General features: G+C 31.6%; 12 protein-coding genes. 10 read left to right on the top strand and 2 right to left on the bottom strand.

Annotated features, from left to right (window positions below; all coding sequences use genetic code 11):
* Positions 1 to 14: 14 nt before the first annotated feature.
* The 10 genes from MKD41_RS10120 to xylE all read left to right on the top strand — a co-directional run bounded on the left by MKD41_RS10120 (position 15) and on the right by xylE (position 13,027).
* The gene (locus tag MKD41_RS10120; RefSeq protein WP_240242175.1) at positions 15 to 656 is read left to right on the top strand and encodes a hypothetical protein; all 642 of its coding nucleotides are present in this window, start codon (positions 15 to 17) and stop codon (positions 654 to 656) included.
* Between the two features lie 50 nt (positions 657 to 706).
* A complete protein-coding gene (locus MKD41_RS10115; RefSeq protein WP_240242174.1) occupies positions 707 to 1,600 on the top strand; it encodes a hypothetical protein in 894 nt (297 codons plus the stop codon).
* Between the two features lie 349 nt (positions 1,601 to 1,949).
* Complete coding sequence (locus tag MKD41_RS10110; RefSeq protein WP_240226213.1) at positions 1,950 to 2,921, top strand: ribonucleotide-diphosphate reductase subunit beta; 972 nt, start codon at positions 1,950 to 1,952, stop codon at positions 2,919 to 2,921.
* Between the two features lie 96 nt (positions 2,922 to 3,017).
* Positions 3,018 to 5,399 carry a ribonucleoside-diphosphate reductase subunit alpha gene (locus MKD41_RS10105; RefSeq protein ID WP_240242173.1) on the top strand — a complete coding sequence of 794 codons (2,382 nt, stop codon included), beginning with the start codon at positions 3,018 to 3,020 and terminating at the stop codon, positions 5,397 to 5,399.
* A 327-nt stretch (positions 5,400 to 5,726) separates the two neighbouring features.
* On the top strand, positions 5,727 to 6,752 hold the full coding sequence (locus MKD41_RS10100; protein WP_240242172.1) for an alpha/beta fold hydrolase: 1,026 nt from the start codon (positions 5,727 to 5,729) through the stop codon (positions 6,750 to 6,752).
* A gap of 147 nt (positions 6,753 to 6,899) precedes the next feature.
* A complete protein-coding gene (locus MKD41_RS10095; RefSeq protein WP_240242171.1) occupies positions 6,900 to 7,598 on the top strand; it encodes a hypothetical protein in 699 nt (232 codons plus the stop codon).
* A gap of 168 nt (positions 7,599 to 7,766) precedes the next feature.
* Positions 7,767 to 8,768, top strand: a complete 1,002-nt coding sequence (locus MKD41_RS10090) for a GntR family transcriptional regulator (protein WP_240242170.1) — start codon at positions 7,767 to 7,769, stop codon at positions 8,766 to 8,768.
* A 3-nt stretch (positions 8,769 to 8,771) separates the two neighbouring features.
* On the top strand, positions 8,772 to 10,259 hold the full coding sequence (locus MKD41_RS10085) for a xylulokinase (RefSeq protein WP_240242169.1): 1,488 nt from the start codon (positions 8,772 to 8,774) through the stop codon (positions 10,257 to 10,259).
* 21 nt (positions 10,260 to 10,280) lie between these two features.
* Complete coding sequence (xylA, locus tag MKD41_RS10080; protein ID WP_240242168.1) at positions 10,281 to 11,606, top strand: xylose isomerase; 1,326 nt, start codon at positions 10,281 to 10,283, stop codon at positions 11,604 to 11,606.
* Positions 11,607 to 11,617: 11 nt separating this feature from the next.
* Positions 11,618 to 13,027 carry a D-xylose transporter XylE gene (xylE, locus tag MKD41_RS10075; RefSeq protein WP_240242167.1) on the top strand — a complete coding sequence of 470 codons (1,410 nt, stop codon included), beginning with the start codon at positions 11,618 to 11,620 and terminating at the stop codon, positions 13,025 to 13,027.
* Between the two features lie 738 nt (positions 13,028 to 13,765).
* Here the strand turns inward: xylE and MKD41_RS10070 are convergent.
* Complete coding sequence (locus MKD41_RS10070) at positions 13,766 to 15,496, bottom strand: RagB/SusD family nutrient uptake outer membrane protein (protein WP_240242166.1); 1,731 nt, start codon at positions 15,494 to 15,496, stop codon at positions 13,766 to 13,768.
* 19 nt (positions 15,497 to 15,515) lie between these two features.
* On the bottom strand, positions 15,516 to 18,701 hold the full coding sequence (locus MKD41_RS10065; RefSeq protein WP_240242165.1) for a SusC/RagA family TonB-linked outer membrane protein: 3,186 nt from the start codon (positions 18,699 to 18,701) through the stop codon (positions 15,516 to 15,518).
* Between the last annotated feature and the right edge of the window lie 573 nt (positions 18,702 to 19,274).

Here is a 19,274-nt window from a genome sequence, read left to right as displayed (position 1 = left end):
TAAAGCTTAAAATTATGAAACGTATAGTATATTTATTAATAACAGTAGCCTTTTTAGGCTCTTGTTCAACAAATAAAAAAACTACAACAGCAAGTAAACCAGACCCAGTTCCACCAGTAGGTATCACATTTACTGAAATTACTAATTATCAAGGTTTTGCATCACTTCAAACGCCGTATCAAGGTGAAGGGTTTAGCAAGCAAGAATATGGCGGATCTCGCAATGATGCTGGAGAAGAAGTCCCAACTAGTAAATATCTTGGACAACATATATACCAATATAGTGATTTATCTACAAATCCGTTTATAAAAGGTGAAAATACTACTATCAATACGGCACTTGAAAACATTAAAAAATCCAGTATTTTAAGGCCATTACTAAAAAAAGAAAATGTTGTAGAACAGTACAGTGATGTTGTAATTGCAGGTAAAACATGTAAAAGATTTCTTGTTTCCTCTAATTTTAGTAGAAACGATTATTCTTGTGTGTATTATAGGCTTGGTTATATAATTCCGCATCATAACACAACCGCACTATTTTATATAGATCAAGCAAAAAGCTCTCCTATAACTGCATTTGAAAAAGATGTCAAAACACTTGAGCCTGTGTTTAAATATATGATTGAAACTGTTGAATTTAGAGAATACAAAAAATAATTATCAATATTAAAGTTCATAAAAATGAACAAAAAGACAAATTAAAAATTATGAAAAAAATTAAATTAGTAAGTTACGCAATTATCGCTTTATTTTTAATAGCAAATATTAGCTCCTGTACAGGAGATGATGGAATAGATGGACTACAAGGACCTGTTGGGGTAACTGGTTCTGACGGAGTAGATGGTGTTGACGGAGCAGATGGCGCTGACGGAGCAGACGGTATTGATGGACAAGATGGTGCTGATGGGCAAGACGGTATTGATGGACAAGACGGTGCTGATGGAGTAGATGGTATTGATGGACAAGACGGTGCTGATGGAGTAGATGGTATTGATGGACAAGATGGTGCTGATGGAGCAGATGGTATTGATGGTCAAGACGGTGCTGATGGAGCAGATGGTGTTGATGGACAAGACGGTGCTGACGGAGCAGACGGTATTGATGGACAAGACGGTGCTGACGGAGCAGATGGGAATGCAAATGTTAGTACGTATGTGTTTAATAACCCTACTTGGACGGAATTTTCATATATGAAATTATCCTTGGGGAGTTTTTTAACAGAACACAATATTAAAGAAGATGTAATATTAGGTTACGTAAAAAATAGAAATAGGATTTCAGTTTATTCAATACCAGGACTTTATCGTGGTCCTTTGGCCTGGAAAAATTACACTATGGAAATATCGGCTCAATTAAATATCTTTATTTATTCATTTGAATTGGATGGGAGTTTAACGCCTTACGCAGATTTACTGCCTATGGAATGGTTTAAATGTGTTATCATACCTTCATCAAGTTTGACTGAAACAGATGGAAATACTGCAGGTAAAGACAGTAGTAAAACAAAACGACAAATAATACTAAATAAATTAGAAGCTGCAGGTGTTGATGTTAAAGATTACAATGCAGTTTGCGACTATTACGGAATATCTAAAAAATAAAACATACTTACCTTTTAGAATTTGAGGTAATTTATTGTTGATTAATTTCTACTAACATTAAAAGTTCAAGTCTAAAAACTTGAACTTTTTTCCATTTAGTTCTCTTTCTACGACATTTTAATCTAAAGCTAACAAAACCAACAAGCGAGCAAGAATTAAAATTTATATTTTACTGATTTTCAGCTTCAAGGACTAATTAATCGTTTATCTAAAAACACTCAAAATGTTAAAAACTTACTTACAAATGTGAATAAGTACCCTTTTTTTTTGTTTGTTTTTTTCTAATCTTTGTTTCTCTCGTTTTTACGAAAATCAAGCTTAATTTAACAATCCTAAAAAAACACTTATAATGTCGTTTATTGAACCTATTTTGCAAGAAAACAAAGACCGATTTGTAATTTTTCCTATTCAACACCAAGATATTTGGGAATGGTATAAAAAACAAGAAGCAAGTATTTGGACTGCAGAAGAGATTGATTTACATCAAGATGTAATAGATTGGGAAAATAAATTAAATGACGACGAACGTTATTTTATTAAGCACATTTTAGCGTTTTTTGCTGCATCAGATGGAATTGTTAATGAAAATTTAGCTGAAAACTTTGTAAGTGAAGTTCAATATTCTGAAGCAAAATTCTTTTATGGTTTTCAAATTATGATGGAAAATATACACTCTGAAGTATATTCATTATTAATAGACACCTATGTTAAAAACGAAGCTGAAAAAGACGATTTATTTAAAGCTATTGAAGTATTCCCTGCTATAAAATTAAAAGCTGATTGGGCTTTAAAATGGATTGAAAGCCCAAGTTTTGCAGAACGTTTAATTGCTTTTGCTGCCGTTGAAGGTATTTTCTTTTCTGGTAGTTTTTGTTCAATTTTTTGGTTAAAAAAACGTGGTTTATTACCTGGCCTAACTTTTTCTAACGAATTAATTTCTCGTGATGAAGGTTTACATTGTGATTTTGCAGTGCACTTACACAACAACCACATTGTACAAAAAGTTCCAAAAGAGCGTATTACAGAAATTTTAGTCGATGCGCTTGATATAGAACGTGTATTTATAACCGAATCACTTCCTGTTAGCTTAATTGGAATGAATGCTAAATTAATGACCCAATATTTAGAATTTGTAACAGATAGATTACTTCTAGAATTTGGTTGTGAAAAAGTTTACAATTCAACAAACCCATTTGATTTTATGGAAATGATTTCCTTAGAAGGTAAAACTAACTTCTTTGAAAAACGCGTTTCAGATTATCAAAAAGCAGGAGTAAAATCTGGTGGAACTGGCAGTATCAGTTTCGATGCCGACTTTTAAAACGGCAATAGGCTTTTAACCAAAAGCAATTCTTTATTATTAAAATAAGTGATATCTGGCACCAATAACCAGTTAGCAACTACTAAAAACTAAAATATGTTTGTACTAAAAAGAGACGGAAGAAAAGAACCTGTAATGTTCGATAAAATTACAGCAAGAGTAAGAAAAATGTGTTATGGCTTAAACAGTTTAGTAGATCCTGTTAAGGTTGCTATGCGTGTTATTGAAGGGCTTTACGATGGTGTTACTACTTCCGAACTCGATAATTTAGCCGCTGAAACTGCAGCTACAATGACTGTACAACACCCAGATTATGCGCGTTTAGCTGCTAGAATTGCAGTTTCTAACCTACATAAAAATACCAAAAAAACTTTTTCTGAGGTGATGACGGATTTATACAATTATGTAAATCCTAGAACTGGAAAAAAGGCTCCTTTATTATCTGACGAAACGTATAAGGTAATTATGGATAATGCTGCAAAACTAGATTCAACAATAATTTACAACAGAGATTTTGGCTACGATTATTTTGGATTTAAAACATTAGAACGCTCTTATTTACTAAAATTAAACGGACAAATTGCAGAACGTCCGCAACATATGTTAATGCGTGTTGCTATTGGTATTCATCAAAATGATATTGATGAAGCCATAGAAACCTACGAATTAATGTCTAAAAAAATATTTACACACGCAACACCTACACTTTTCAACTCAGGAACACCGAAACCTCAAATGTCTTCTTGTTTCTTATTACAAATACAAGACGATAGTATAGATGGAATTTATGATACCTTAAAACAAACCGCTAAAATTTCGCAATCTGCTGGTGGAATTGGTTTGTCTATTCATAATGTACGTGCAACTGGGTCTTATATTAGAGGTACCAATGGAACTTCTAACGGAATTGTACCAATGTTAAAAGTTTATAATGATACAGCGCGCTATGTAGACCAAGGTGGTGGAAAAAGAAAAGGATCTTTTGCAATTTATATGGAACCTTGGCACGCCGATGTTTTCGACTTTTTAGACCTTCGTAAAAATACTGGAGCTGAAGAAAAACGAGCAAGAGATTTATTTTATGCTATGTGGATTCCAGATTTATTTATGAAACGTGTTGAAGAAAATGGAGATTGGACCTTAATGTGCCCAAATGAATGTCCGCACTTATTTGACACCTATGGAGATGAGTTTGAAAAATTATATACAGGCTACGAGAAAGTAGGAAAAGGAAGAAAAACAATTAAAGCTAGAGAACTTTGGGAAAAGATTTTAGAAGCTCAAATTGAAACTGGAAATCCGTATATGCTGTATAAAGATGCAGCCAATAGAAAATCAAATCAAAAGAATTTAGGAACCATTCGTTCTTCAAATTTATGTACCGAAATTATGGAATATACAGCAAAAGATGAGGTTGCAGTTTGTAACTTAGCATCTATTGCTATTCCTATGTTTGTTGAAGAAAGTAAAGAAGGTGAGAAATTCTTCAATCATAAAAAACTGTTTAAAGTAACTAAAAAAATTACACGAAATTTAGATACAGTTATAGATCGTAATTATTACCCGGTTAAAGAAGCTGAAAACTCTAATTTACGCCATAGACCTATCGGATTAGGAATTCAAGGCTTGGCAGATGCTTTTATTATGCTACGTATGCCTTTTACTAGTGATGAAGCTAAGAAATTAAATGAAGAAATTTTTGAAACTATTTATTTTGCAGCAGTAACTTCTTCTATGGAAATTGCAAAAGCAAAAGAACCATATTCTACTTACGAAGGCTCTCCAATGTCTAAAGGAGAATTCCAATTTAATATGTGGGGCGTTTCAGAAGATGATTTAAGCGGTCGTTGGAATTGGAAAGCATTGCGTAAAAAAGTATTGGAGCATGGGGTTAGAAACTCTTTATTAGTAGCTCCAATGCCAACTGCATCTACATCGCAAATATTAGGAAACAATGAGGCTTTTGAACCGTATACGTCTAATATTTATACGCGAAGAGTGTTAAGTGGTGAATACATTATTGTAAATAAGCATTTATTAGAAGATTTAGTAGAATTAGGCTTGTGGAATAATGAAATGAAAGAAAATATTATGCGTGCTAATGGTTCTATTCAACATATAGATGTAATTCCTCAAGAATTAAAAGACTTGTATAAAACTGTTTGGGAAATGAGTATGAAAGATATTATAGACATGTCTAGACAAAGAGGTTACTTTATAGATCAATCGCAATCTTTAAACTTATTTATGCAAGATGCTAATTATTCTAAACTTACATCTATGCACTTTTACGCTTGGAAAAGCGGATTAAAAACTGGAATGTACTATTTACGTACTAAAAGTGCTGTAAATGCAATACAATTTACAGTTTCTAAGGAAAAGAAAGCAGAAGACGTGCCACTTAGCCCAGAAGAACTTAAAGCAATGTTAATTGCCTCTCAAAACAATCCTGATGATTGTGAAATGTGTGGTTCTTAAATAAAATTAAAAATAAATGTTAATATCTTGTGAATAAGATATTTTCATAAAATAAATATATAATGTATTTTTAATGATATTTGGCTAATTAATATTTTGTTCTTAAATAAGTAATTTAACTACGGTTAATAACTGACTTAAATAGTCAACACAATAAACTAGAGGCTCATTTTTTATAAAATGAGCTTTTTTTATACAAAATGTTAAAATTCCTTTATAAGGTCGCCAAGTTTTAAATTTGGCTTGTGTTCATCCGAATGATTTGCGCTCATCTTCAGCCTTATTATTCTTATATAAAACCATTGTAAAACATTTATGAAAATAACGATGAAATTAATACTGAAAATATTCAAATGGATTGGTAAAATTTTAGCTGGATTTGTAATTCTACTATTAATGTCAGGATTATGCTTTCGATTATTTAGTTCAAAACCAGTTCCACCAGGTAAATTAATTGATGTTAATGGAACAAAACTTCATATAAGAGCAGAAGGTGATAAAAATGATTTACCAACTATTATTCTCGAATCAGGTGCAAACAGTCATACAGATATGTTTCATTGGATTGCAGAAGGACTAAAGGATGATTTAAGAGTTATACGTTATGATAGGGAGGGAAAATGGTTTAGCGAGTCAAGTAAAGATAGTATTACAACAGAATTTTATGCATACCAATTACACGAATTACTAAAAAAAAGTGGAGAAGAACCTCCTTACATATTGGTGGGTCATTCTATGGGTGGTGTTTACCAAAGAATATTTAGAGATTTATATCCGAATGAAGTAGTAGGTATGGTTTTTCTAGATTCTAGCCATCCAGAACAATGGAAACGATTAGCTCAAAAAGAATTGATTCCAAAAAATCAAATTAAATTTACGAAACTTATTGCGGTGCTTTCAGATTTGGGAATAAGAGGGGTTTATAATAAAATTACTAACCCAAAAGCTAAAGAAGATGGTTTACCTAAAGATTGCCACATTCGTAATCTTAATCTTGCAAGTTATTCAGGTAAAGTATATAACCGGTACCTAAAAGAAAATTGCATAAATGATAATATTCTTTTGCGTTCAGGTCAATCAAGTAGTTTAGATTCATTACCTGTTTTAGTTTTTACCGCTACAGAACAATATAGAGAATCTCAAAAAGAAAGTTATAGAAATCAAGGAATTGATCCCGATAATCAAATTCAATTATGGTACGAAATGCAAAAAGAACTGAAAGAACTATCTACAAATGGAATCCAATTTGTTATTAATGGAAGTCATGGTTCTATTATTACAGAAAAAGAAAATGCTGAAATAATTAATAATGAAATACTTTTAATGGCTGAAACAATTAAATTAAAAGGTTAAAAGAAAAACATTTTACAAATTTAAATCGTAAATAATTAATTGCTTTATTAGAGCATGTTTATAAAAATTTAACAAATTTTACACCTGCCTATAGGTAGGTATATTAAGATGTATTTACTAAATTCGTTGCTCAATTAAAACATACTAATGCCATTAGTATCAATATTGATTAATCAAAATATAATGGAATTTAATAAAGAAAAATATAAAATCTATACATGGAAAAACTGGATGATTTTACATTGGATTTTAAATCCAGGTTTAGCTATAAATGAGCTATTTTTGGGACAAAGAATTCCAAAAATTACTTTAGAAGATAAAACTTCAAATAAACCTAAAATTGAAAGGACTTTTGTTCCTTGTCCACATTGTGGAAAATTACATGATGGCAGAACATGGGCAACTCAAAACGGAACTGCTTTTAAAAATTGGTATGGACTTTACTGTTCTAATTGTGGTAAAATAATTCCGTGTATTATAAATGTATTTAGTTTTATAATCCTAACTTTACCTTTTCCTATTTGGGGCTGGTTTAAAAATAAACTAAAAGATACTTGGTTAAAAAAACAACCAGAAAGGTATAAGAATATAAATATTGAAATTTTACCAACTCCATTTGGCAAAAAAGGTTGGATTAGAATGGGATTAAGTTGGGGAGCTTTTATGTTTCTTACAATGTCCGTAGGTTTTCCATATTTTAAAGGACAAGAAATTACGCTAAAAACATTATTGTTGGGACTTGTTATTTGGACAATTGGTGGACTTGTTTTTGGATATTCAATGAAAATATTTATGAATAAAACAATAAATAATAAAAGTTCTAAAACCATTTCTAAAAAACTATAAATTAATTGTTTTCTATTTTCTTAAAGCAATGTATTTACTTGCAGAACTTATAAAATTAAGTATGTTGGTGATGTTTCTTTATTGCTGAGTTTCAAAATTAAAATTCTTTAATATTATTAATATAATTTCTTATTTTTTTAGTACCTTAGCATACCATAACAGAACAGTATGGGTAAAAGTAAAATTATACTAACAATTCAACATAGCAGTGATATACCAAAATATCAACAATTAGTAAATGCTATAAACAATGCAGTTGGAAACAATGTTTTAACTGAAGGCGATTTGCTTCCTTCTGTTAATAATATCTGTAAAACAACTAAATTATCACGAGATACAGTTTTTAAGTCGTATTCTATTTTAAAAGAAAATGGCGTTATAGAATCTGTTCCAAATAAAGGGTATTATGTGGCTAGTGAAACAAGAAAAGTGTTGTTGCTGTTAGATACATTTAAAGCTTATAAAGAAGTTTTATACCATTCATTTATAAATAATTTACCAGATAATATAATAACTGATGTTCAATTTCATCATTATAATATTGAAAATTTTAAAACTATTATAAACAATAGTCTTGGTAAATATTATAAGTATATAGTAATGAACTTTAATCATAAAGAGGTTCCAAAAGTTGTTTCAAAAATAAATGAGGAGAAGTTATTATTAATTGATTGGAATATATATTCAAAATCAACTAATAATTATGTTTTTCAAGATTTTGGAAAAGCCTTTTATGAGTCACTTCAAGAAGCTAATCATTTGTTTAGAAAGTATGAAGATATAATTTTTTTATATCCAGAATACACAAATCATCCTATAGAAACAATAGAATATTTTAAGAAATTTTGTACTGATTTCGATTTTAAATATCAAATTTTAACCAATTCAAAAACATATAATATTCAAAAAAATAAGGCGTATATAAGTGTAAGTGATCGGGTTTTGGGCTTGTTTTTAGAGCAATGTAGAAGTAAAAAATATGAGCCAGGAACCGATGTTGGGCTTTTATCATATAACGATACACCTATGAAAAAGTTTATATACAAAGGAATATCTGTGGTTTCAACAGATTTTAAACAATTAGGAACAAAAGCAGCAGCATTTATTACAGAAGATAAACCAATGCAAAAATATATTACAACAAAACTAACAATTAGAGATTCATTATAAACTATGTATTATATAGGATTTGATTTAGGAAGCTCATCAGTTAAAGCAGCTTTAATTGAAGCAAAAACAGGAAAATCAGTCGGGATAACGCATTATCCGGAAACCGAAATGGCAATAGTTGCTGAGCAAATAGGTTGGGCAGAGCAAGACCCTAATTTATGGTGGGAAAATATATGTAAAGTCACTAAAAAACTACTTGCAGAAACAGGTATTTCTTCAAACGAAATAAAAGGTATTGGTATTGCTTATCAAATGCACGGAATGGTGGTGGTTGATAAAAACAATGAAGTTTTAAGACCTTCGATTATTTGGTGCGATAGTAGAGCTGTTGAAATTGGAAATGCAGCTTTTAAAGAAGCAGGAGAAGATAAATGTGTAGCTAATTTATTAAACTCACCAGGAAATTTTACACTTTCAAAACTAAAATGGGTAAAAGAAAATGAACCTGAAATTTTTGAAAAAGTAACTAAATTGTTATTACCAGGCGATTTTATCGCTCTAAAATTAACTGGAGAAGCAACTACCACAATTTCTGGACTTTCAGAAGGAATTATGTGGGATTTTAAACAAAACAAATTAGCAGATTGGTTGTTCGATTATATGGGAATTGCTACTGATGTAATTCCAACCATAGTTCCAACATTTTCAAATCAAGGAATAGTAACTAAAAAAGCTTCAGAAGAAATAGGGTTGCCAGAAGGAATTCCGGTTTTATACAGAGCTGGCGATCAGCCAAACAATGCAATGTCTTTAAATGTTTTTGAGCCTGGAGAAATTGCTGCAACTGGAGGAACATCGGGAGTTGTTTATGCGGTAACAGATAGTTCAAAAACGAAGGAAAATACGCGTATTAATAATTTTGCACACGTAAATTATAAGAAAGAACAACCAAGAATTGGAAAACTGCTAAATATTAATGGCGCAGGAATTCAATATAGTTGGATGAAAAATAATATTGTAGCTGCAACAGACTCTTATAATGACATGAATAATTTGGCAGCATCTATTCCCGTTGGTTCAGATGGCTTACGAATTTTACCATTTGGAAATGGAGCAGAGCGTATGTTAAATAATGAAAATATTGGCGCAAGCTTTTTAAACTTAAATTTTAATAGACATGGCAAACCGCATTTGTTAAGAGCCGCTTTAGAAAGTATTGCTTTTAGTTTTGTCTATGGCATTGATATTTTAAAAAATGATGGAATTGATGTGAATGCAATTAAAGCAGGAAACGATAATTTATTCCGTTCAGAAATATTTTCAAACACAATTGCAACATTGGTAGGCGCAGATATTAGAATAATTGATACAACTGGAGCAGTTGGAGCAGCGCGAGCAGCTGGGGTAAGTTTTGGAGATTTTAAAACTTTGAATGATGCGTTTTCAGATAGTGAACACGTAATGACTTATCATCCATTAAATGATAAAAAAATATATATGGATGCTTACCTACTTTGGAAGCAAGATTTAGAAAAAATGTATAAAAAATAATAACAAAAAAAATATATAGAAATGGCACTATTAGGAAACAAAGAATACTACAAAGGCATTGGTGAAATTAAGTTTGAAGGAAAAGAATCAGACAATCCTTTAGCATTTAAATATTACAATCCAGATCAGGTTGTAGCAGGAAAAACAATGCGTGAGCATTTTAAATTTGCAATTGCCTATTGGCATTCATTCTGTGGGCAAGGAGGCGATCCATTTGGACCAGGAACTCAGAGTTTTGAGTGGGATAAATCATCAGATCCAATTCAGGCAGCAAAAGATAAAGCAGATGCCGCTTTTGAATTTATTACAAAAATGGGATTCGATTATTTTTGTTTTCACGATTATGATTTAGTACAAGAAGCAGCAACTTTTACAGAATCAGAAGCTAGATTACATACAATTACCGATTATATAAAAGAAAAACAAGCAGCAAGTGGAGTTAAATTATTATGGGGAACAGCCAATTGTTTTTCAAATCCACGTTATATGAATGGAGCTGCAACAAATCCAGAATTTGATGTACTTGCAAGAGCTGGTGGACAAATTAAATTAGCCTTAGATGCAACCATTAAATTAGGTGGTGAAAACTACGTTTTTTGGGGAGGTAGAGAAGGTTATATGTCGTTGTTAAATACAGATATGGGACGTGAATTAGACCATATGGGGCGCTTTTTAGGAATGGCAAGAGATTATGCGCGTGCACAAGGATTTAAGGGTAACTTTTTTATTGAGCCAAAACCAATGGAGCCAATGAAACATCAATATGATTTTGATACAGCTACGGCTATTGGATTTTTAAAAGAATATGGTTTAGACAAAGATTTTAAAATAAATATTGAAGTAAATCACGCTACGTTAGCGCAACATACATTCCAACACGAATTAGAAGTTGCTGCCAAAGCAGGAATGTTAGGAAGTTTAGACGCTAACCGTGGAGACTACCAAAATGGATGGGATACAGACCAATTCCCTAACAATATTCAAGAAACTACAGAAGCAATGTTGGTATTCTTAAAAGCTGGTGGTTTACAAGGTGGAGGTGTTAATTTTGATGCTAAAATTAGAAGAAATTCAACAGATTTAGAAGATGTATTTCACGCACATATTGGTGGAGCAGATACCTTTGCAAGAGCCTTGTTAATTGCAGATAAAATTATAACTTCATCTCCCTATACAAAATTAAGAGCAGAACGTTATGCTTCTTTTGATTCAGGAAAAGGAAAAGCTTTTGAAGAAGGAAAATTATCTATGGAAGACTTGTATAAAATTGCACAAGAAAACGGAGAGTTACCGCTAAAAAGTGGTAAGCAAGAATTATTTGAAAATATTATTAATCAATACATTTAATTTTTAGTAGTATGGAAACAGCAAATTCTAAATATTTATTGAAACTAACTTTAGTCGCTACATTGGGCGGACTGTTATTTGGATACGATACCGCAGTTATTTCTGGAACTGTAAGTTCGTTAGAAAGTTTTTTTGTTCTGCCTTTTGGTTTGGATGAGTTGGGAGCAAATGCCCGTTTAGGATTTGTTGTTTCCAGTGCCTTAATTGGATGCATTATTGGTGGTGTTTTTGGTGGTGTTATTAGTAAAAAACTAGGACGTAAAAATGGGTTAATTTTAGCGGCAGTGTTGTTTTTATTTTCAGCCATTGGATCATCAATGCCAGAAATGTTGATAAAACCTGTTGGAGAAGGAGATCATACTTTTATTTACATATTTATTGTTTATAGAATTATTGGAGGTATTGGAGTAGGGTTAGCATCAATGCTATCACCTTTATATATTGCTGAAATTGCACCTGCAAAAATACGAGGTAAATTGGTGTCAATGAATCAATTTGCTATTATTTTTGGTATGTTAGTGGTGTATTTTGTAAATTATTTTATTGCAAAACAGGGAGACGATACCTGGTTGAATACTGTTGGATGGCGTTGGATGTTTGCTTCAGAAATTATTCCTGCAACCTTATTTTTAATAATGTTATTTATGGTACCTGATACTCCAAGGTCTTTGGTGTTAAAATCTCAGCCAGAAAAAGCATTGGATGTTTTAGTTAAAGTAAATGGTCTTGAAGAGGGCAAAAAGATTCTTGCAGAAATTCAGAATACAGTAGTTAGTAATTCAGGAAAGTTATTTTCTTTTGGTATTGCGGTAATTGTAATTGGTGTATTGCTATCTGTTTTTCAACAATTTGTAGGGATAAATGTTGTGTTGTATTATGCTCCTGAAATTTTTAAAAGTATGGGGTCTGGTACTAATGCTGCATTATTACAAACTATTATTGTTGGAATTGTTAATTTATTATTTACAGTGTTAGCAATTATGACAGTTGATAAATATGGTAGAAAACCATTAATGATTATTGGTGCAATAGGAATGGCATTTGCAATGTTTGCTTTGGGAACTACATTTTTTATGGAATCTGTTGGTATAGGAGCTTTAATATTTATGTTAATTTATGTAGCTAGTTTTGCTATGAGCTGGGGACCTGTTTGTTGGGTGCTATTGTCAGAGATGTTTCCAAATAAAATTAGAGGAAGAGCTTTAGCAGTTGCGGTTGCAGCTCAATGGATTTCTAATTATTTAGTCTCTTGGACGTTTCCAATGTTAGATAAAAACACCTATTTACTAGAAACATTTAACCATGGTTTTGCTTATTGGATTTATGGTGTTATGGGAGTGTTAGCAGCGTTACTTGTTTGGAAATTTGTTCCAGAAACCAAAGGGAAAACTTTAGAGGAAATAGAAAAAATATGGAAATAATAATTCTATTTTCTTAATTAAAATATTTTTAAGAGACTGTCTAAAAAGTCTAGGAATCTGTCATTCTGAACTTGTTTTAGAATCTCATTTTACTGATAATCATTCACTTGAGAACATGAATTCGAAGACTCACAAATTCCATATTATAAAATGTGAAATAGATGAGTAAATAGATTTAGGTTGACGAAAATTTAACTTTTTAGACAGTCTTTTTATATTGTAAAAAAGTTTGTGAAACTAGTATTTCAAGATTTCTATTTTTTATTGTATCAAATACACTAAGTGTAGCTTTGGAATGTATTGGTTCTAATTAACGTTGACTTTTTTGAAACCTTTATTAATACAATAGGTTTTAATTTAGAAAAAGAATGTGTTTTATTGCTTCTTTATAACGTAATTTACTTCAGAGATAATACTTAAAACTACTAGAATTTATTTTAAACTTTAATTTTATAGGTGGAGTTATAGCTAGAAAAAGTTATAGGAATTGGGTGTTTTTAGTAAACCTATAGAAGGCTTAATTAAGCATATTTAATAATTTATAAAGATAGGAGTTAGCTCTCTTTTTGGAGCAGTGTGTGAGGTTTTTATAATAGTGCTTGAGTATGTTGTGTTTCTTTTAAGCAAGTATATAGATAAATAAAAACCCAAAATTAGTTTTTTATTATGAAAATACATAAAAAACTAAATTTTGGGCTAATATTAAAAACTCAATTTATTAAGTTTAAAATTAATATATTATTCCCAACCTGGGTTTTGTGTTAAGTTAGGGTTTAATACTAATTCTTCAGATGGTATAGCAAGTAAATAATCACGTTCAGGATTAAAACCGTAACCATTGGATAAGTCTGAAGCATATGGGTCAAGATATCCATCTGAATCAGTGTTTAAGTTACCCGCAACTTCAATAATTAAATCTTCGTAGTAAGCTCCTTTTGGTCTTTGTTGTGCACCTACAAAAAGATTATGTGCTCTCCATCGCATTAAGTCAGCAGTTCTAAACCCTTCATTCATTAATTCAACGGTTCTTTCTCTTCTTATTTCTTGAAGTAAATTTGATAATGAATATCCATAATCTGGCCAATTAGGGTCAGTTACAGGGTTTAAAGTAAGTTTTGCAGTTGGGTATGTAGCAAAATCAAAACCAGCTCTTTCTCGTAATTTATTTATTGTAAGGTCTAAATCCGCCTGTGTAATAGTTCCTAATTCAGCTTTAGCTTCAGCATAAATAAGTAATGCTTCGCTATATCTCATAAGAATTTTTGCTGTATTTCTGCTATAGTCATTAGTAGAAGCGTCTAATTCAACAATTCTGTATTTTTGAGATTCATAAGCTCCTACACTTTTTCCTACAGTAGGTTCTTCCCAATATAGCATAGAGCCATCAATATTAACAACAGTAATATCGCCAGGAACCATTAGGGTTTGAGCAAGTCTAGGGTCTCTGTTCGTTTCAATATTTGCTAACATTTTATCATCTGTATCTAAAGGACTAACTGCTGTAGGTAAACCATCTAGGGCTAAATAACTGCGTATGGCACTTAGTGAAAAAGAAAAATTGTTAGGCCATTGAACTTGCGCATCGTTACCAAATGATCTTCCTAAACCTACATAATCGTATTCTCGCCAAAGGATTACCTCGTTATTGGTACTAAGGTTTGTTTGATTAAATAAATCGCCATAAGTAGGGTTTAAGCTTCTTGTTCCTCCATCAATAAGGTCTTTAGCAGCATTTGCTGCTTGTTGTAAAAAAGCGCTACCATCAGATCCGGGTACACCAAATTCAGTTCCGTTGTGATATTTTTCCCAAGTACCTTCATAAAGTGCTATTGTTGCTTTTAGTAATTGAGCAGCTTCTTTATTTACACGTGGTGTAGGAAGGTCACTTTTTGGTTTTAGTAAAGAAATTGCCTTATCTAAATCTGCAAGTATAAAGTCAGCAACTTCATTTCTTGGTGATCTAGCTTGGTATAAAGCATCTGTATTTAAATTATCAAAATACTCTTCATAAATAGGTAAGTCACCGTATTTTTTTAGTAAATCGTAATAAAAATAAGCTCTGAAGAAATAACCTTCTCCAGTAAATTGATTAATTTCTGCTTCTAAACCTTCTGCTTTAGATACATTGGATACAAAGTAATTCGCTTGTCTTACTTCATCCCAACTCCAAAGTGAATTAGTAGATGAGCTAGGAATACCTTGGCTTCCGTGTAATCTAGATGAAATACCTGTTCCTAACCCTAAATCTGTACCAACGTCTGGCATTTGGGCACTACCAAAACCTACACCAGACCATCCAGGTAATTTATTATAAAAAGAGTTTGCGTATAACTCTAAGTCACTTGTTGTTTTCCAGAATTCTGGTTCAGATATTTCATCTAGAGGTGTTCTATCTAATATATCTTTGTCGCATGACGATACTATTAAGATTGCCGTACATATTGTTAGAATATAAAATATTTTCTTCATAATTATTATAAATTAAATTTTAAAATGAAATATTAACTCCTGTAGAAATAGTTTTAGATAAAGGATAGGATACCCCTCCACTAAATGATCCTTGTAATGCTTCAGGATCATAAAATTTTAGGTCGGAAATTGTTAGTAAATTTTCACCTGTAACGAATATTCTAAATCTATCAATTTTATATTTATCTGTTATTTTTTTAGGAATTGTAAATCCAAGTTGGATTGTTTTTAGTCTAGCATAAGCCGCGTTTTGGATATAACGGTCTACGTGAGTTCTAAAGTTTCTATTGTTTTTACCACCATTTACAGCATATGGTCTTGGGAAAAACGAGTCAGTATTAGCGCCTAATGGACTGTCAGTATCAGCAGGTCTGTAATAATCTAAATGTTCTGTGTATACATTTGAATGGAATGGACCTTGATTTGGTCCTAAAAATTGTTTCTTTAAATTTCCTGCCAATGGAGAATACTCTCTTTTTCCAACACCTTGTATAAACATATTAAAGTCTATGCTTTTGTAATTAGCACCAATTGTAATTCCATACTGATATCTAGGTGTTGAGTTTCCTATTATGGAAATATCACCATGGTCATCTAGCGTGTTAGCTCCATTGTTAATTACACCATCATCATTTAAATCAGCATATTTTGTGTCTCCTTCACCAAATTGGCTGTTGTGCACCCATCTTTGGTTTACAACAGATTCTCGGTCTAAAGCTTCTTGGTCACTAGTAAACCAACCTTCCCAAGTCAATCCCCATATTTCTCCAAGATCTCTGCCTTCATATAAGTCAGATAATAATTTTGTTTCATTAGGAAATTCTACTATAGTTTGTTTATAGTCAGATAGTGTGGTTCTAACGTTAAATCTAAAATCGCCGAATGATTGGTGCCAGCTTGCTTCAGCTTCCCATCCTTGAGTACGCGTAATACCTCCATTTATTAAAGGAGAACTTGTTCCAAGAACCGCTGGTAAAGAAGCGCCTGAAGTAGACATATCCTCTATGTCAGAACGATACCAGTCAAAAGAGAAATTTAGCTTATTGTTTAATGCTATAATATCAATACCAATATCTTTAGTTTTTACAGTTTCCCAAGTAAGGTTGATACTAGTTAAATCTGGTACGTTTGCAGTGTATTCTCTTTCTCCATTAAATAGGTAAAAACCATTTGAAATTGGGATTCTTGGTACATATAGGTAATTACCCACATTTTGATTTCCAAGAGAACCGCTACTAGCACGAAGCTTTAACATGCTTATTTCTTCAATTGACCAAAAATCTTCTTTAGCTATGTTATATCCTAACTCAAATGAAGGGAAACCAGCCCATCTATTACCTGGCTCGAACCTTGATGATCCATCTCTACGGTAAGTTATCCTACCCATGTACTTTTCTTTGTAATTGTAACCAAATCTACCAAATACACTTTCTGTAGACCAGTGAGAGATACCGTCGGTAACGGTTTGATCTCCTACGGCTGTTGATATTGAAGTAACACCATCGGATAATAAACCATAAGCGTTTGCACTTAAGTTATAAACATTATAGCGTTCACTTTGGTAACCTACTGTAGCATCAAAATTATGTTCGCCAATAGTTTTATGATAGCTAGTGTATAAGTTTGGAGACCAATAGTCATTGGTATACAATGTAGGAGTTACACGAGTTTGATCTTTTGAAATTATAACTTGTGGATCTCCATTTGGACGTATGGTCTCATACTCAGAAGTAGAATATACTGTTTTATTGTTGTTTGTTTTGTAGTTGTATTCTAAATTAATAAACCAATCTTTAAGAGGTTCTATGCTAACTCTAGGTAGTAATACTAATTGGTTTTTTGTATTTACTTCACTTGAGTAATTCCAACTAGGGTAATAGGCAGCAGTAAGTGGCTCACCGTAGGTAGGATCAACGGTAGGCATGGTTGGTTTTAATTTAGATAATTGATCAAATACTCTACCTCTACCATAAGAAGGATCCCAAGGGAACTCAGCATCACTTCTTTGTAATTTAGTTAAAAGTTCAAATTTTAACCATTTTGTTGGTTTTGCTGCTATTTTTGCATCTAAATTGTATCTGTTAAAATTGTTTTCAGCTACTTTAAATAGTCCATCTTCAGAGTAAGCACCTGTTGAAATGTAATAATTTAATTTTTCATTTCCTCCTCTAAAACTTAAATTGTGTTTGGTTTTTAATGCTAAATCATCAAAAAGAAAATCTCTCCAATTAGTATTTCCACTTGCATAAAGACCTCCACTACTTACATCCCAGTCTAAACCATTATTTTTAGTAACCAATGTAGGTGCGCTACCAGGATTTGCTATATTTTGTTCTATTCTACTAATAGCGTCTTCGCTAAAAAAAACATTGTTACGACCAGTGTTGTTGAAGCCAGCTTCATTCATTACCGTTGTATAAGTTAAGGCGTCTGTTTGATTTGGCCATTTTGTATATGTAGAAAATGAGAAGTTGTTAGAGTAAGTAACTTTCATACCACCATCCATGCTTTTACCACTTTTGGTAGTAATTAAAATAGCACCTCCAGCAGCTCTAGAACCATAAATAGAGGCCGCAGCAGCATCTTTTAAAACAGAAACTGTTTCTATATCTTCTGGGTTAATATCATTTATATCCATTACAGCTCCATCTACAAGAACTAATGGGCCAGCATTACTAATGCTTGAGCCTGTAGAGGTCATTAACCCTCTAATGTTGATGTTTTGTGTTGCACCTGGCTCTCCACCGCTTGTTGTACTTGTAATTTGAAGCCCCGTAACAGCTCCTTGTAAACCAGTAGATACATTTGCAATAGCTCTATCTTCAAATGTTTCAGCACTCACTTGTGCAACTGCAGATGTTACGTTTGATTTTTTTCTTGTACCATAACCAACTATAACTACTTCATCAAGGCTGGCAACGTCTTCTTCTAAAGTTATATTTATAGTTGTTTGGTTATTAACAATAACTTCTTTTGTTTTAAAGCCCATAAATGAAAAAGCTAAAGTTGCATTTTCATTTAATAATTTTAAGGTGTAATTACCATTAAAATCGGTTAAAACACCGTTGTTTGTACCTTTTTCCAGAATGTTTACACCTGGAAGAGGTTGTCCGTTACTGTCTTTAACAGTACCAGTAATCTGCTTTTCTTGATTAAAACTACCTTTTATGTTTACATTGTCAATGTTTGAAGTAAAACCAAACATTGTTGTGACACATAAAAAAATAAAGATTCTCGTGATGAGAATTAATAACCTTTTTTTAAAATAAAAAAGGGAACTAGTTGATTTAATTTCCATAGGATTTGTGTTAGTTAATTATTTATTTGTTTAGGGTGTTCTTAGCATTCTTAAATATTTTACTACCTAAGTGAATTTTTTGTTTTAATTAAAAGAAGTTAGGTGTGTTTAAATAGCTTAAATTATTAAAAACACACACTTTTATCTTTAAAAAAGCATCTTAATTTATCCTTAAATTTAACATAAATAATTGTTAAAAAATTATGTTTTTCGACGAATTACTAGTTTTCTTCGATAAAAATCATTTATTTGAGTGTTGTGATTTAGAAAAAATTACTATTAATGCAATAGAATCATTTTTGTAAAATGATTAAAGTAGTGCTTGTTTGTTATTGGTAAGTTTATTAATGGGGTTGTTTTTAGTGAGTTAAAAAGAAATAGTATTTAGTAGTAGTGCTGGAATGTTTGTCTTGTTTTTCAAAACTCTTGTTAAAATGGTTAAATTTTAACCATGTTTAGATTTATAGTTAAAATGCAATC

The sequence above is a fragment of the Lutibacter sp. A64 genome, from assembly GCF_022429565.1.
In the GTDB taxonomy this organism is placed as follows: Bacteria; Bacteroidota; Bacteroidia; order Flavobacteriales; family Flavobacteriaceae; genus Lutibacter.
Note: the sequence above shows the minus strand (reverse complement) of the source record. Positions and strands in the feature narration are given on the sequence as shown.

Bases quoted from the DNA above. Each gene is read 5' to 3' on its own strand.
- MKD41_RS10120 (WP_240242175.1), top strand. From the start codon at position 15: ATGAAACGTATAGTATATTTATTAATAACAGTAGCCTTTTTAGGCTCT.
- MKD41_RS10115 (WP_240242174.1), top strand. From the start codon at position 707: ATGAAAAAAATTAAATTAGTAAGTTACGCAATTATCGCTTTATTTTTA.
- MKD41_RS10110 (WP_240226213.1), top strand. From the start codon at position 1,950: ATGTCGTTTATTGAACCTATTTTGCAAGAAAACAAAGACCGATTTGTA.
- MKD41_RS10105 (WP_240242173.1), top strand. From the start codon at position 3,018: ATGTTTGTACTAAAAAGAGACGGAAGAAAAGAACCTGTAATGTTCGAT.
- MKD41_RS10100 (WP_240242172.1), top strand. From the start codon at position 5,727: ATGAAATTAATACTGAAAATATTCAAATGGATTGGTAAAATTTTAGCT.
- MKD41_RS10095 (WP_240242171.1), top strand. From the start codon at position 6,900: ATGCCATTAGTATCAATATTGATTAATCAAAATATAATGGAATTTAAT.
- MKD41_RS10090 (WP_240242170.1), top strand. From the start codon at position 7,767: ATGGGTAAAAGTAAAATTATACTAACAATTCAACATAGCAGTGATATA.
- MKD41_RS10085 (WP_240242169.1), top strand. From the start codon at position 8,772: ATGTATTATATAGGATTTGATTTAGGAAGCTCATCAGTTAAAGCAGCT.
- xylA (WP_240242168.1), top strand. From the start codon at position 10,281: ATGGCACTATTAGGAAACAAAGAATACTACAAAGGCATTGGTGAAATT.
- xylE (WP_240242167.1), top strand. From the start codon at position 11,618: ATGGAAACAGCAAATTCTAAATATTTATTGAAACTAACTTTAGTCGCT.
- MKD41_RS10070 (WP_240242166.1), bottom strand. From the start codon at position 15,496: ATGAAGAAAATATTTTATATTCTAACAATATGTACGGCAATCTTAATA.
- MKD41_RS10065 (WP_240242165.1), bottom strand. From the start codon at position 18,701: ATGTTTGGTTTTACTTCAAACATTGACAATGTAAACATAAAAGGTAGT.